We start from the raw sequence: 14,051 nt of genomic DNA on the forward strand, positions 1-14,051 counted from the left end.
GCGTGTTTCTTGCCGGAGGTAGAGCACTGGATGGTCTAGGGGGCCTACAAGCTTACCGAAATCAGCCAAACTCCGAATGCCGGTAAGTGAGAGCGCGGCAGTGAGACTGCGGGGGATAAGCTTCGTAGTCGAGAGGGAAACAGCCCAGATCACCAGCTAAGGCCCCTAAGCGTGTGCTAAGTGGAAAAGGATGTGGGGTCGCATAGACAACCAGGAGGTTGGCTTAGAAGCAGCCATCCTTTAAAGAGTGCGTAATAGCTCACTGGTCAAGTGGTTCCGCGCCGACAATGTAGCGGGGCTCAAGCACACCGCCGAAGCTGTGGGACTCACATATTAACCCGGTTTGGTCTCTTGAAGATTGGATCCAGGTGTGTGGGTCGGTAGGGGAGCGTCGTGCTACCGGTGAAGCGGCAGGGTGACCTAGCCGTGGAGGTTGCACGAGTGAGAATGCAGGCATGAGTAGCGAATGAAGGGTGAGAAACCCTTCCGCCGGATGACCAAGGGTTCCAGGGCCAGGCTAATCCGCCCTGGGTGAGTCGGGGCCTAAGGCGAGGCCGAGAGGCGTAGTCGATGGATAACGGGTTGATATTCCCGTACCCGCAAAGGAGCGCCCAAGACGAACCTTGTTGTGCTAACCACGCGAAGCGCCGGCGACTTTCGGGTCAAGGGTGTGGAGTCTGGGAACCTGGCAGGTAGTAGTTTAGCGATGGGGTGACGCAGGAAGGTAGCTGATCCCGGCCGGTGGTTGTGCCGGGGTAAGCGTGTAGGCCGTGTCATAGGCAAATCCGTGACACATGAGGCTGAGACGTGATGCCGAGCCGATTCAGGTGAAGTCAGTGATCCTATGCTGCCGAGAAAAGCCTCTAGCGATGTTCCGAGCGGCCCGTACCCCAAACCGACACAGGTGGTCAGGTAGAGAATACCGAGGCGACGGGCGAACTGTGGTTAAGGAACTCGGCAAATTGCCCCCGTAACTTAGGGAGAAGGGGGGCCGGACGCGTGAAGCCCCTTGCGGGTGGAGCGTGGTATGGCCGCAGAGAGCAGGGGGAAGCGACTGTTTACTAAAAACACAGGTCCATGCCAAGTCGTAAGACGATGTATATGGACTGACGCCTGCCCGGTGCTGGAACGTTAAGGGGACCTGTTAGCCTTTCGGGGCGAGGCGGAGAACTTAAGCGCCAGTAAACGGCGGTGGTAACTATAACCATCCTAAGGTAGCGAAATTCCTTGTCGGGTAAGTTCCGACCTGCACGAATGGCGTAACGACTTCCCCACTGTCTCAACCACAGGCCCGGCGAAATTGCAGTACGAGTAAAGATGCTCGTTACGCGCGGCAGGACGGAAAGACCCCGGGACCTTTACTATAGCTTGACATTGGTATCCGAATGTAATTGTGTAGGATAGGTGGGAGCCTGTGAAGTCCGGACGCCAGTTCGGGTGGAGGCAATCTTGAAATACCACTCTGTTGGATTTGGGTATCTAACTTGCGGCCCTGATCGGGTCGAGGGACAGTGTCTGGTGGGTAGTTTAACTGGGGCGGTTGCCTCCTAAAAGGTAACGGAGGCGCCCAAAGGTTCCCTCAGCCTGGTTGGCAATCAGGTGTTGAGTGTAAGTACACAAGGGAGCTTGACTGTGAGACTGACAGGTCGAGCAGGGACGAAAGTCGGGACTAGTGATCCGGCACTTGCGAGTGGAAGCGGTGTCGCTCAACGGATAAAAGGTACCCCGGGGATAACAGGCTGATCTTCCCCAAGAGTCCATATCGACGGGATGGTTTGGCACCTCGATGTCGGCTCGTCGCATCCTGGGGCTGTAGCAGGTCCCAAGGGTTGGGCTGTTCGCCCATTAAAGCGGTACGCGAGCTGGGTTTAGAACGTCGTGAGACAGTTCGGTCCCTATCCGCCGTGCGCGTTGGATACTTGAGAAGGGCTGTCCCTAGTACGAGAGGACCGGGACGGACGAACCTCTGGTGTGCCAGTTGTCCCGCCAGGGGCACGGCTGGTTGGCTACGTTCGGAAGGGATAACCGCTGAAAGCATCTAAGCGGGAAGCTCGCTTCGAGATGAGGTATCCCACCACCTTGAGTGGGTAAGGCTCCCAGCTAGACGACTGGGTTGATAGGCCGGAGATGTAAGCCTAGTAATAGGTTCAGTCGACCGGTACTAATAGGCCGAGGGCTTAACTACACCAAACTTGATGTTCGACCGCGTCCACTGTGTGATTCACAGCAAACAACCACCCCACCCCAACCCAGCATGTGGTTGGGGGCGTGGAGTGTTGGTTGTGTCGCTGATAGCTGTTTCGGTGGTTATAGCGGAGGGGAAACGCCCGGTCTCATTCCGAACCCGGAAGCTAAGCCCTCCAGCGCCGATGGTACTGCACTCGGGAGGGTGTGGGAGAGTAGGACGCCGCCGGACTTAACGTTGGGAAAGGCCCACACCAGTGATGGTGTGGGCCTTTTCTATATCCCCTTTTGGAGCTCACCCCGGCCGGGGTGAGCTCATTTTGCGTTTCTAGGGGCCTGCCGGCCAGGTTGGGGGTGGTTCTGCCCGGCAGCGAAACTGTGACGGTGTAGCGGCCGCAGGTGCGTATGGACGGTCTTGCCCCTGAAGATCGGGGTGACGCTGCCGTCGGCGTTGACGCTCGTGCCGGCGGAGACAGTCTGGGCGGCCGGCTTCGCCGTCAATGCGTAGCGGACGCGGGCACCGACGACCGGGATCATCGTCGGTGGGAAACGCGGCCCCGTTGTCTGACCCGTTGCGAAGTGGAGGATGGCGTGATGGAGTCTGGCGGCGTGGTCGTGTAGTTGACGGAGGCGGTGGGTAATAGGTGAACGTGATTGTCCGGGTGGGAGCGTTCGCCGTGGCCGTGGGTCTGCTGGCCGGCTGTTCCGCTGCTGACGGTGGCGGACGGGACTACAACCCGGCCCATCAGCCTCGCTATGTCGTGCCTGACGAGTCCGACGGGGTTCCCGGTCCGGCGGCCACGTGGCCCGGGTCCGGCACCGGTCTCGGGCTGCCGGGCATCGGACAGGCCGCACCCAGCGAACCCGACCATGTCGTCCGCGGCGGTGCCGTTTCCGCTATCAAGAACAAGCCGGCGACCTTCTCACTCGTGAACGCTGCTGATGTCGTACGGGTGACGGTCGGGGATCTTGGTACTGATCTTTTTGAGGTCTCCACCCCCGCGGAGTCCAAGGTGGTGCCCAAGGTTGATGTTGACGGGCCCGCCGTTGTCGCGGGGTTGCGGGACACCGGGCTCACTGGTCCGGCGCTGGTCACCGTGGTGCTCAGCGACGATGTGCGCTGGAGTGTGCGGCTGGCCGGCGGTGCCAGCGACCAGGCCGTTGACCTCAAGGGCGGACCTGGGGGCGATGTCGACTTCGCGGCCGGCACGAGCCGGGCCGAGGTGTGGCTTCCGGCCGCCAGTGGCACTCAGCGGGTTGTTCTCGGCGGTGGGGCCAGCCAGCTGGTCGTCAACCTGACCGGGGCGGCGCCCGTGCGGGTCGCTGCGAAGAACGGGGCCGGCGAGGTCACGGTGGACGGGCAGACCAAGTCCGGGGTGCCCGGGGGCGCGGTGTACACCGCACCGGGCTGGGACGCGGCCGCTGACCGCTTCGACATCGACGCCACCAGTGGCGTCTCCTCAGTAACCGTCGCCCGCAGCTGACCCGACCGCCGACGCGGGAAGCGTGACTGGCGGGAGGCGCTGGAACGGTCTGGGGCCCGAGCCGATCTCAGGCCTGGGAATGAGACCATCACGGTGCACGGCGGCAGGCGCCAAACAGGGGTCGGCGTTCGCCGACCCCGAAGCGGCTACGGCAGATCGGGGTCGCCGACTACCTTGCCGGGGTTGAAGAGGTTTTGCGGGTCCAGGGTCTGCTTCACCGCCTGCATCATCGCCAGCGCCGGCCCCTCCAGCTCCTGCCGCATCCCCCGCCGCTTCAACAGACCAACCCCGTGCTCGCCGGTCACCGTGCCGCCCAGTCTGATCGCCGCCGCCAGGATTTCCTCGAATGCCGCCTGCGCAGCCTCCCGCGCAACCTCATCCCCGACCGGCGTCCGGATCAGCGGATGCAGATTTCCGTCCCCCGCGTGCGCGATCGTGGCGATAGCCACCCCGTGCCGCGCCGCGCTTTCCTCGATCGACGCGAGCATCGTCGGCACCGCCGACCGAGGCACGCAGACGTCTTCGGTCAGCACCGGGCCCAGCCGTTCCATCGCCGGATAGGCCAGCCGCCGCGCGGCGAACAGCGCCTCAGCCTCGAATTCGTCGGTCGACTGCTCGGCCCACTGCGCGCCCGCGTCCCGGAAGACCTGGGCCAGGGCGTCCGCTTCGGACTGGCCCGATTCTCCCGGCGTGTCGATCTGCGCCAGCAACAACGCCTCGGCCGTCGCGGACAGGCCGAGGTGCTTCCATTCCTCCACCGCTTGCAGGCACGCCCGGTCCAGCAGCTCCAGCGCTGTGGGGAGCAGGCCCATCCGGGTGGTCGCGGCCACCGCGTCGCCGGCGGCGACGATGCTGTCGAAAGCCCCCACCACGGTACGGGGAGCAGCAGCGCGAGCCGGCCGCAGCCGCAACGTGACCTCGGTGACGATCCCCAGCGTCCCCTCGGCCCCGACGAACAGGCTGACCAGGTCGTAGCCGGCCACACCCTTCGTCGTGCGGTGGCCGAGGCGCACCGCCGTACCGTATGCGCCGGCCGGGCCTCCCACGACGGCCTGCAGGCCAAGCACGTAGTCGCGGGTCACGCCGTATTTCAGGCAGCACAGGCCGCCGGCGTTCGTCGCCACGTTGCCGCCGATGGTCGACCACGGTGCGCTGGCCGGGTCCGGTGGGTACCAGAGGCCGTGCGCCGCGACGGCCGCCTTCAGGTCGTCGTTGACGACGCCGGGCTGGACCACCGCGATCATGTTGTCGGGGTCGATCTCCAGGATCTTGTTCATCCGGGTGAGGTCGAGGATCAGGCTTCCGTCGACCGCGTTCGCCCCGCCGGACAGACCCGTGCCGGCTCCGCGCGCGATCACCGGGATGCCGCGGGCCGCGCAGGCCGCGACGACGGCGCTCACCTCTTCCGTGCTGCGGGCGCGGATCGCGCCGACCGGCCGGCCTGCCGGGGCCCACTCGGCGTCATCGTGGCTGAGGGAGTCGAGGACGTCCGGGTCGACGATCAGGTCCAGGTCCGGCAGGTCCGTTGCCAGCGAGCCGGTCATGCCAGGCCGGCCAGGAACTTGAGCAGTGCCTCGTTGACCAGGTCGGGTTGGTCGATGTTGGCCGCGTGGCCGCTCTCCTCGACGATCAGCGCGGCCGCGCGCGAGTTCGTCGCGGCCGCGGCGGTGGCGTGCTCGCACGGCCACAGCTGGCTGTCGCGGCCGGCGATGAACAGGCTCGGCACCGCGACCCGGGCCACCACGTCACGCCAGTCCTGCTCGGCGTGGTCCTGCAGCAGGGGCCACGTCTCCGGGGCGCGGGCGTCGCTCATCTGCGGCACCCGGCCCAGCGCCTCGATCAGCCGGCCCAGCCGCTGCACCGACTCGGCGACCGGCCGGCCGCGGCCGGTGTCCGGCACGCCGTCCTCGAAGAAGGTGCCGAGGTTGTGCCGGGTCAAGCCGTAGAAGCCGTACGGCCAGACCTCGTCGTTGACCATCTTGGGGGTCTGGTCGATGGTGACGATGCCACGCAGCCGGTCGGCGCCGAACAGGTCGTAGTAGGCCCAGATCGCGCTCGCGCCCATCGAGCCGCCGACCAGGACGACCCGGTCCAGGCCGGTGGCGTCGAGGAAGTCGCGGATGTCCTTGCCGTGCCGCGCCATCCGCTGGCCGTACGCGGGATTGTCCGAACTCCCGTGCGAGCGGCGGTCCAGGCCGAGCACCCGGTGGCCGGCGCTGAGCAGGGCCCGGCGCTGCAGCTCCCAGGTCTCGGCCGAGGCGGTGAAGCCGGCGATGAGCACGACCGGCTGCCCACCGCCCTCGTCGGTGTAGTGCAGGTTGACCCCGTCGCTGGTGGCGATCGTCGACATGTCTCGACACTACGGCGGGCTCACGGCACGCGCTGGAGGAACTGCCCCCGGGTCAGAGCCCGGGCGGTGATCCGGACGTCGCCGAGCCAGCCGTAGAAGCCCTGGCCGTAGCGCAGGTCGAAGGACGTGGCACCGAGCACGAAGGGGCGTCCCAGAGTGGCGATGCCGTGTGACGCCTCGCTCGGGTTGCGCAGGATCTTCGAGCCGTCGATCCACACGGTCGTCCGGCGGCCGTCGTTCACCACCGCCACGTGCATCCACCGGCCCACCGGCACGGCGTGGCTCCACGACGTCGGGTCCGCGTCGCGGTCGGCCGGGTAGACCACGTACTGCAGGAAGCGTTCGGGGGACACGTTGAGGCTGCAGGTCGGCTCCAGCGGTGACCAGCCGCTGTGCTTGCCGGCGTCGCCGCTGCGGCCCTCCCAGCTGAGGATGCCCATCCAGGCGTGGTCGCCGACGAACGGATCGGGCAGCTTCAGGAACGCCTCGATGGTGTAGCCGCCGGTGAAGGTCATGCCGTTCAGCGCGGCGTGCGGGCCGGTGTGCAGGATCGCGCCGCGGTCGGGGCCTTTGCCGCCGTCGAAGCGGAGGCTGGCGTGGGCGGGCTGGGCCGGGTGGTGCTCGGCGGACAGCGTCAGGACAGCTGAGCCGCTGTTCGCCAGTCGCCGTACCGTGAGGTCGTTGCCCTTTCCGGTGAGGTCCCGGACCGTGGCGCCGTCGGCGACCGACTGCCCGGCCCCGTCGAAGCGCCAGTAGGCGGCCGTGTGCCGGTCGACGACCGCGGCGGCCGGCCGGGGCGCGGGCAGCGCCGGCGGGTCGAAACCGGCGAACCGCTCGGCGAAGTCGATCTCCAGGCTGAACCGGTCGGCCGGGCCGGTGAGCTCGATGGTCTCCGCTTCCAGCGGCGTGCGCGCCGCCGGTCGCTCGGCCAGGAACCAGGGTGCGAACGTCTCGACGTCGATGGTGTCGCGGGCGAGGTCGAACGTGTAGGTCCGGATCATCCCCGCGCCGCCGTAGTAGCGGTCCTGGTAGTTGGTGATGTGCACGTGGACGTCGTGCCCGGCGTCGTTCTTCAGCACGGTGCGCCCGGGCGGCCAGTAGTGGCCGTTGAGGGTCAGGAAGATCTGGTCGTTGCCCTTGATCAGGCGGTCCCACAGGCGCTGCCCGTGGGCGGACAGGGCCGCGACCCCGGCGTCGTCGGCGTAGGCGAGGTCATGGGTGGTGACGATCGCCGGCACCCGCCGGTGCTTGTCCAGGATGCTCTGCGCCCAGGCCAGACCGCGGTCGGAGATGCGCCAGTCCAGGGCGAGCACCAGCCACTGCCGGCCGCCGGCCGTGAGCAGATGGGCGCTGTTGTAGCCGTCGGCGGACGCGCCGGCGAAGGTGGGCATCCGGGCGAAGCGGTGCGGGCCGAACGCTTTCAGGTACGCCGAATCGCCCCGCTGGTCGTCCGTGGACGAGTTCACGTCGTGGTTGCCGGCGAGCACGCTGTACGGCAGCCGCCCGTCCAGCCGCCGGAAGCACTCCCCGGCCAGTCCGAGCTCCGCGGCCGTACCGTGCTCGGTGACGTCGCCGAGGTGGGTCATGAAGACGACCTCACGCTGGTCCAGCAGGTAGCGGAACGTCTCGCGCAGCGGCGCCGGGTCTGCACTGTCGGCATCGAAGAGGTACTGGGTGTCGGGCAGTACGGCGAGGGCGAAGCGTTCACCCGTACCGCCGCGGGTCTTGTCGGCCGCCTGGGCGGCCGATCCGGTCAGCAGGGGTACGGCCGGGGCGGCCACAGCCGCGCGCAGCAGGTTCCGTCGATCCACGGTGATCACTCTGCTGAAGCCGTGGCAACAGCCGACGTCGGCGAGGCGAAGAACGGGCGAACAGCGCTCTTGTCGCCCACCATTCCCGTTCCGGTCACAACATCGTGGCCTGGTGGAGCGGGACCGGCACCCATCCTCTGCCCATGCGAATCGCGCTGGTCACGGAGTCCTTCCTGCCGGATGTCAACGGTGTCGCACACTCGGTCGTCCGGACCGCCGAGCATCTCGTGCGGCGCGGGCACGACCCGCTGGTGATCGCGCCCCAGCCGCCGCCCGGGGTCCGCGGCACGGTCGGTGAGCTGCCCTATCCGGTGGTGCGTATCCCGTCGCTGCCGATGCCCGGTTATCCGCAGATCCGGCTCGGGCTGCCGACCCCGGCGCTGACCGCGGCGCTGCGGGCGCACGGGACCGACGTGGTGCACCTGGCGAGCCCGTTCGTGCTCGGGGCGTGGGGTGCGGCCGCCGCCCGGGCGCTGCGGGTGCCGGCCGTCGCGGTCTATCAGACCGATGTCGCCGCGTACGCCCGGGCGTACAAGGTGTCGATGACCGAGCATGCCGCGTGGCGGTGGATCCGGACCGTCCACAACGCGGCGTTCCGGACGCTGGCGCCGTCGACGGAGTCGGTCGCCGCGCTGAACGGCCACGGTGTGCGCCGGGTGCACCTGTGGCGGCGCGGGGTCGACGACGTGCGGTTCCACCCGCGGCACCGCAGCGCCGGCCTGCGCCGCGCGCTGGCGCCGGGTGGCGAGGTGCTGGTCGGCTTCGTCGGGCGGCTGGCGGTGGAGAAGCAGGTCGATCTGCTCGCGCAGACCAGCCGGCTGCCGGGGGTACGGCTGGTGGTCGTCGGTGACGGTCCCGCCGCCGGTACGTTGCGCCAGGCCCTGCCCGACGCCGTGTTCCTGGGGGCCAGGCACGGCGCCCAGCTGGCCCGGATCTACGCGAGCCTCGACGTGTTCGCGCACACCGGCCCGTACGAGACGTTCGGCCAGGCGATCCAGGAGGCGATGGCCAGTGGGCTGCCGGTGGTTGCGCCAGCTGCCGGTGGGCCGCTCGACCTGGTCGCGGACGGCCTGACCGGACATCTCGTGCCGCCGTTCCGGGCCGAGGGCTTCACCGCGGCGATCGCCGGGCTGGTTGCGGAGCCCACCCGGCGCGCGCTGTTCGGTGCCGCGGCCCGGGTCGCAGTCGAGGGCCGGACGTGGGCCGCGGTCGGCGACGAGCTGATCGGGCACTATGAGGCCGCGCTGCAGCCGGCCGCCGAACGCGAGCTCGTGCCGGCATGAGAATCGTGCGGCTCGCCAACTTCATCACGGCCCGCTCGGGTGGGCTGCGGACCGCGCTGCGGGAACTGGGCGCCGGCTATCTCGCCGCCGGGCACTCGCCGGTCCTCATCGTGCCCGGCGCCCGGTTCGCCGACGTCGAGACCGAGCAGGGCCGGGTCATCACGCTGCCCGGGCCGGAGGTGCCGCGGCTGGGCGGCTACCGGGTGCTGCTCGACCGGCGCCGGGTCGCTGACACCTTGGCCCGGTTGCGGCCGGACCACCTGGAGGTCTCCGACCGGACGACGTTGCGCTGGACCGGCAACTGGGCGCGGCGGCACGGCGTCCCGTCGATGATGGTGTCGCACGAGAGCCTGGACGGGCTGCTGCGGCTATTCGGCGGCGGCAACGCGCGGTGGCTGGCCGACCGGCTCAACGCGCGCAGCGCCGCCGGCTTCGACCGGATCGTGTGCACCACCGGCTGGGCGGCGGCCGAGTTCGAGCGGCTCGGGGTTCGTGACGTGGCCCGCGTACCGCTGGGTGTTGATCTTGATTTGTTCTCACCGGCCCGGCACGATCCGGCGCTGCGGCGCCGGTGGGCCGCGCCCGGCGACGCCCTGCTGGTGCACTGTGGCCGGTTGTCGGTGGAGAAGCAGCCGCGGCGCTCACTGGCGGCCCTGGCCGAGCTGCAAGCCGCCGGAGTGCCCGCGGTGCTCGTGGTGGCCGGCGGCGGTCCGCTGCGGCCCGCGCTGCAGGCGGAGGCGGCCGAGCGTGGGCTGCCGGTCCGCTTCGTCGGTCATCTGCGCGACCGGACCGAGCTGGCCGCCCTGCTCGCGACGGCGGACGTGGCGCTGGCGCCCGGACCGATCGAAACGTTCGGCCTGGCCGCGCTCGAGGCCCTGGCCAGCGGTACGCCAGTAGTGGTCAGCGCCTCGAGCGCGTTGCCGGAATTGATCGGAACGGCCGGGGTGGCCGCCACGACCGACGCCTCCTACGGCGCCGCGGTCCGCGCCCTGCTCGACCGCCCGGACCGCCGGGTCGCCGCCCGCGCGCAGGCCGAACGGTTCCCCTGGTCGGCGTCGGTGGCCGGCTTCCTGTCGATCATCACCGCAGGCCGAGCGCGCGCCAGTCGACGAACTTGAAGTCGGTGCTGACCCGTCCGCCGTCCGGGGTGTTCTCGCCGTCGTGCAGGACCAGCAGGCCCTGCGGGTAGCCGGGCAGCCGGGCCGAGGTGGCGGCGGCGCCGTCGGAGTGCTGGACGCCGTCCGTGGCCGGCCCGTCGACCACGGTGAAGCTGCTCAGCGGGCGGTTCGTCCGGCGGTCGTAGACGAAGAACCGGCTGTCGCCCTGGCCGGAGACCAGCAGGTAGTCCTCGTAGAGCGTCGCGCCCTCGACGTCGGCGTGGATGCGGCCGCCGTAGCCGGGGTCGTGCCCGGTGTCGAGCGTGCAGTCGGCGCTGTACGGGACGCCGTACTCGGCGACGCGTTCGACCATCGACCGGCGCTTGGTCCGTAGGTCGATGCGCCACAGGCCGACGTCCTCCTGGCTCGCGTAGAGCACGCCCGCCCGCGCGTCGATCACCATGCCCTCCACCTGCGGGTCCTCGCCCGGGTCGCCGCACGGCCGCCAGGTCGTCCCGTTCGGCAGCCGGAAGCTGCCGGGCAGGTCCAGCGTCTCGCGCCGGGTGTAGGTGACCTTGCCGCCGGTGGCCCGCAGCCGGAAGAAGCCGAGCCGGGTGGTGTGCCGGCGGCTGACCACGGCCAGGTCGCCGCGCGTGGCCAGGCCGTAGCCGGTGGCCTGCTCCTCGACCTCGGCCTGGTCGGCGGAGAACAGCAGCGGCGGGTCGGCGACCGTGACATCCGCGAGCCGGCTGGTGGCCGGATCGATCCGGTAGAAGCGCAACTGGTCGCGGCCGCGGTCGGTGACCACGGCGAGATCGGTGCGGCGCCCGCCGAGGCGGAAGCCGGTGACGACGTCCACGTTGTTGAAGCGGCCGCCGGCCGGGGTGGCGATCGCCTGCACCTCGCGGCCGGCCAGGTCGTAGGCCCGCAGGCCACCGTTCTTGGCGGTGCCGATCACCAGGCTGCGGGCCCGGTCGCCCGGATGCACCCAGATGGCCGGGTCGTCGGCGTCGGCGTCACCGCCGGCCTCGTCGTCGAACAGGGCGGGCGTCTCGGCGCGGGCGGTGACCTGCTTGTCGCCCGGCTGCTTGACAGCAGCCCGGGCGGGACCGGTGAGGGCGGGCACGGCCACGGTGGTGGCGGCCAGGATCAGAGCGAGGGTACGGCGCATGTGCAGCGAGCCTGCTGGGTCCCGATGGCCGTACGGTGGCGCGCAGTCACCCTGGTGATGAACGGTCGATGCGCCGGCCGTACGGCATGATGGCCGGGTGACCGGGGGTTATCTGAAGGGCCGGATCCGTCGGGAGGACATCATCACGACGGCCGTCGCCGTGTACGCGGAGACCGGCTACCACGGCTCGTCCCTGCGCGAGATCGCCCGCCGCGTCGGCATCACCCACGCCGGCCTGCTGTACTACTTCCCGACCAAGGAGTCGCTGCTCGCCGCCGTGCTGGAGCGCCGGGACGCGCAGGACACCGAGCGGGAGCACCTGGCCGTACCGCCCGGCCGGGAGGCCCTGGCCCACCTGGTCGCGCTGGCCGAGCACAACGTCCGGCACCCCGGCATCGTCGATGTGTACGCCCGGCTGGCCGCCGAAGCAGTCGCGGCGGACCATCCCGCGCACGACTACTTCGAGCGGCACTACCGGATGGCCCGCGACTACGCGACCGCCTCGTTCCGGGTGCTGGCCGCGCAGGGGGAACTGCGCGCCGGCGTCGACCCCGAGCACGCGGGCCTGAACCTGGTCGCCCTGATGGACGGCCTCCAGGTGCAGTGGCTGTCCAACCGCAGCGCGGTCGACCTGGTCGGCGCGCTGCGTTCCTACGTCCAGAACCTGATCACCGTCCCGCTCGACTAGAGAGTCCGGGCGTAGGGATCCCAGTCGGCCGGCAGGGCGGGTGGCGTGTCGGCTGTGCTCTGCACGACCACCGGCCGCCGGTCGGCGATGGACTCCTCGATGGACTGCATCGCGTCGAGCACGTGGTAGGCGAGCGCTCCCGAGGCGCGTTCCGGCACGCCGGCCCGGATCGAGCGGGCCAGCTCGAGGACGCCGGTGCCGCGCGAGGCCTGATGCCCCTGCGGCGCCAGCTCCTGCGGGTCGCCGCCGGCCAGCAGGTGCAGCTGGGTCGGGCCGTCGAACCTGTTCGGATCCGGCAGGACGGCGGTGCCCAGCGTGCCGGCGACCTCCAGGGTGGTCCGGGGCAGCGCCGAGTCGAAGGTCAGCACCACCTGCGCGGAGCCGCCCCGGCTGAACTCCAGCAGAGCGGTGACGGTGGTCGGGACGGTGACCGGGAATTCCGTACCGGCTCGGGGGCCGGAGCCGATCACCCGGGTCTCGCGGGCCCGTCCGCCGGTCGCGGTGACCCGGCCGATCGGTCCGAGCAGCTGCACCAGGGCGGTCAGGTAGTACGGGCCCATGTCCAGCAGGGGACCGCCGCCGGTCTGGAACAGGAACTCCGGCGCGGGGTGCCAGCTCTCCGGCCCGGGTGACTGGAACAGGGCCAGCGCCGTCCGGGGCTCACCGATCCGGCCGGCGTCGACGGCCCGGCGCGCGGTCTGCAGGCCCGCACCGAGCACTGTGTCCGGTGCGCTGGCCACCCGCAGGTCCAGTTCGCGGGCCCGGTCCAGGAGCTTGCGGGCGGACGGGCGGTCCAGCGCGAGCGGCTTCTCCGCCCACACGTGCTTGCCGGCCTCCAGGGCGGCCAGACCCACGTCGACGTGTGCGGCCGGGATGGTGAGGTTGACGACGAGCTCGATGGCCGGGTCGGCGAATAGTTCCCGGGCCGTGCCCGCCGCGGGGACCCCGTGCTTGGCCGCCTGCGCGGCGGCCCGGGCGGTGTCCAGGTCGGCGACCATGCGGACGTCGAGGTCCGGGAAGCTGGTCAGATTCCGCAGGTAGGTCTCGCTGATCGTGCCGGCCCCGATGAGGCCGACCCGGACCGCGCCGTCGCTCACTGCCCCTCCCCGTCCTGCTCCTCGTGGTCGCGCAGGAACGCCAGGCTGGCGCCGAGCGCGGTGAAGATGTCCCCGTCGTAGCGGTCGAATTCGACGACGCGCAGGGCCTGCGGCGCCGCGGCCAGGACCTCGAGGACGGGCACCCGGCCCTGGCCGGCGGGGACCTGGCCGGAGCCGTCGGTGGCGAGGTCGCCGTCCTTCACGTGAATCGCGCGCACTCGGTCGCCGAGGCGGCGGAGCAGGGCCGGCGCCTCCGCGCCGCCGGCCGTCGCCCAGTACGTGTCCACCTCGAGGACCACGGCCGGGTCGAGCTGCTCGGCGAGCACCTCGAAGGCGGTCCGGTCGGCGATCCGGGACTGGAGCTCCCAGAAGTGGTTGTGGTAGCCGACCGTGACGCCGTGCTCGGCGGCCACCTTCGCGGCGTCGTTGAGCGCGGCCGCTGTGGCGGCGATGTCGGCGGGGTCCTGCCAGCGGGCCGGCTCGACCATCGGGTCGATGACGATGCCGATGCCCAGTTCGGCGGCGGCGGCGAACACCGCGGGCTGGTCGATGCGCTGGTCGAGGAGCTGGGCGTGGGCGGTCGGCGCGGTCAGCCCGTGGGCCGGCAGCGCGGTGCGCAGCACGGCGAGGTTCTCCCGCACGCCGTACGGCTCGACCTGGGTGAAGCCGAGGCTGGCGAGCCGGGCGAGGGTGCCGGCGGGGTCGTGGGCGAAGGCGTCTCGGACTGAGTACAGCTGGACGGAAAGCTTGCTCATCGCTACCTCCAAGCGGTCTTCATCTTTTCTACCAGCTGGTCAAAATTGACACCAGAGAGTGCTCGCCCGATCAAGTAATCGGCATGATCCACCGGCTTTATCGCGTGTCGCTATTTCGCGGCAATAAGAGA

General features: G+C 69.8%; 10 protein-coding genes and 2 rRNA genes (1 of these 12 running past the window's edge). 6 read left to right on the forward strand and 6 right to left on the reverse strand.

What is annotated here, in order from left to right; translation table 11 throughout:
• The 3 genes from ACQP2Y_RS01005 to ACQP2Y_RS01015 form a co-directional block, all read left to right on the forward strand.
• A 23S ribosomal RNA gene (locus tag ACQP2Y_RS01005) occupies positions 1 to 2,185 on the forward strand (it extends 928 nt beyond the left edge of the window).
• A 114-nt stretch (positions 2,186 to 2,299) separates the two neighbouring features.
• Positions 2,300 to 2,416 (forward strand): 5S ribosomal RNA (rrf, locus tag ACQP2Y_RS01010).
• A gap of 412 nt (positions 2,417 to 2,828) precedes the next feature.
• On the forward strand, positions 2,829 to 3,668 hold the full coding sequence (locus ACQP2Y_RS01015; protein ID WP_433723684.1) for a hypothetical protein: 840 nt from the start codon (positions 2,829 to 2,831) through the stop codon (positions 3,666 to 3,668).
• Positions 3,669 to 3,814: 146 nt separating this feature from the next.
• Here the strand turns inward: ACQP2Y_RS01015 and ACQP2Y_RS01020 are convergent, their stop codons facing one another.
• Genes ACQP2Y_RS01020 through ACQP2Y_RS01030 form a run of 3 tightly spaced genes read right to left on the reverse strand, consistent with a single transcriptional unit; the run spans position 3,815 to position 7,829 of the window.
• Positions 3,815 to 5,212, reverse strand: coding sequence for an FAD-binding oxidoreductase (locus ACQP2Y_RS01020; protein WP_433723686.1), 1,398 nt, complete (start codon positions 5,210 to 5,212; stop codon positions 3,815 to 3,817).
• Positions 5,209 to 6,018 carry an alpha/beta fold hydrolase gene (locus tag ACQP2Y_RS01025; RefSeq protein WP_433723688.1) on the reverse strand — a complete coding sequence of 270 codons (810 nt, stop codon included), beginning with the start codon at positions 6,016 to 6,018 and terminating at the stop codon, positions 5,209 to 5,211. The genes ACQP2Y_RS01020 and ACQP2Y_RS01025 overlap by 4 nt, the downstream gene beginning before the upstream one ends.
• 20 nt (positions 6,019 to 6,038) lie before the next feature.
• Positions 6,039 to 7,829, reverse strand: a complete 1,791-nt coding sequence (locus ACQP2Y_RS01030; protein ID WP_433723690.1) for a LamG-like jellyroll fold domain-containing protein — start codon at positions 7,827 to 7,829, stop codon at positions 6,039 to 6,041.
• A 143-nt stretch (positions 7,830 to 7,972) separates the two neighbouring features.
• On the opposite strand from ACQP2Y_RS01030, the gene ACQP2Y_RS01035 reads away from it, so the two are divergent.
• Together ACQP2Y_RS01035 and ACQP2Y_RS01040 are read left to right on the forward strand one after the other, a co-directional pair.
• The gene (locus tag ACQP2Y_RS01035) at positions 7,973 to 9,112 is read left to right on the forward strand and encodes a glycosyltransferase family 4 protein (RefSeq protein WP_433723692.1); all 1,140 of its coding nucleotides are present in this window, start codon (positions 7,973 to 7,975) and stop codon (positions 9,110 to 9,112) included.
• Positions 9,109 to 10,230 (forward strand): glycosyltransferase, encoded by a 1,122-nt coding sequence (locus ACQP2Y_RS01040; protein WP_433723694.1) that lies wholly within the window; start codon positions 9,109 to 9,111, stop codon positions 10,228 to 10,230. The genes ACQP2Y_RS01035 and ACQP2Y_RS01040 overlap by 4 nt, the downstream gene beginning before the upstream one ends.
• Here the strand turns inward: ACQP2Y_RS01040 and ACQP2Y_RS01045 are convergent.
• Positions 10,193 to 11,380, reverse strand: coding sequence for a phytase (locus tag ACQP2Y_RS01045; RefSeq protein ID WP_433723696.1), 1,188 nt, complete (start codon positions 11,378 to 11,380; stop codon positions 10,193 to 10,195). The genes ACQP2Y_RS01040 and ACQP2Y_RS01045 overlap by 38 nt on opposite strands.
• 97 nt (positions 11,381 to 11,477) lie before the next feature.
• Here ACQP2Y_RS01045 and ACQP2Y_RS01050 point away from each other — a divergent pair, with 97 nt between their 5' ends.
• Positions 11,478 to 12,068 carry a TetR/AcrR family transcriptional regulator gene (locus ACQP2Y_RS01050; RefSeq protein WP_433723698.1) on the forward strand — a complete coding sequence of 197 codons (591 nt, stop codon included), beginning with the start codon at positions 11,478 to 11,480 and terminating at the stop codon, positions 12,066 to 12,068.
• On the opposite strand, the gene ACQP2Y_RS01055 is transcribed toward ACQP2Y_RS01050, so the two are convergent.
• Positions 12,065 to 13,165: a Gfo/Idh/MocA family protein gene (locus ACQP2Y_RS01055; protein WP_433723700.1), complete on the reverse strand. Its 1,101-nt coding sequence runs from the start codon at positions 13,163 to 13,165 to the stop codon at positions 12,065 to 12,067. The genes ACQP2Y_RS01050 and ACQP2Y_RS01055 overlap by 4 nt on opposite strands.
• Positions 13,162 to 13,920, reverse strand: a complete 759-nt coding sequence (locus ACQP2Y_RS01060) for a sugar phosphate isomerase/epimerase family protein (protein ID WP_433723702.1) — start codon at positions 13,918 to 13,920, stop codon at positions 13,162 to 13,164. Before ACQP2Y_RS01060 ends, ACQP2Y_RS01055 begins: the two co-directional genes overlap by 4 nt.
• Between the last annotated feature and the right edge of the window lie 131 nt (positions 13,921 to 14,051).

The organism is Actinoplanes sp. CA-051413, assembly GCF_050955795.1.
GTDB lineage: Bacteria > Actinomycetota > Actinomycetes > Mycobacteriales > Micromonosporaceae > Actinoplanes.

Bases quoted from the DNA above. Each gene is read 5' to 3' on its own strand.
- ACQP2Y_RS01020 (WP_433723686.1), bottom strand. From the start codon at position 5,212: ATGACCGGCTCGCTGGCAACGGACCTGCCGGACCTGGACCTGATCGTC.
- ACQP2Y_RS01025 (WP_433723688.1), bottom strand. From the start codon at position 6,018: ATGTCGACGATCGCCACCAGCGACGGGGTCAACCTGCACTACACCGAC.
- ACQP2Y_RS01035 (WP_433723692.1), top strand. From the start codon at position 7,973: ATGCGAATCGCGCTGGTCACGGAGTCCTTCCTGCCGGATGTCAACGGT.
- ACQP2Y_RS01040 (WP_433723694.1), top strand. From the start codon at position 9,109: ATGAGAATCGTGCGGCTCGCCAACTTCATCACGGCCCGCTCGGGTGGG.
- ACQP2Y_RS01045 (WP_433723696.1), bottom strand. From the start codon at position 11,380: ATGCGCCGTACCCTCGCTCTGATCCTGGCCGCCACCACCGTGGCCGTG.
- ACQP2Y_RS01060 (WP_433723702.1), bottom strand. From the start codon at position 13,920: ATGAGCAAGCTTTCCGTCCAGCTGTACTCAGTCCGAGACGCCTTCGCC.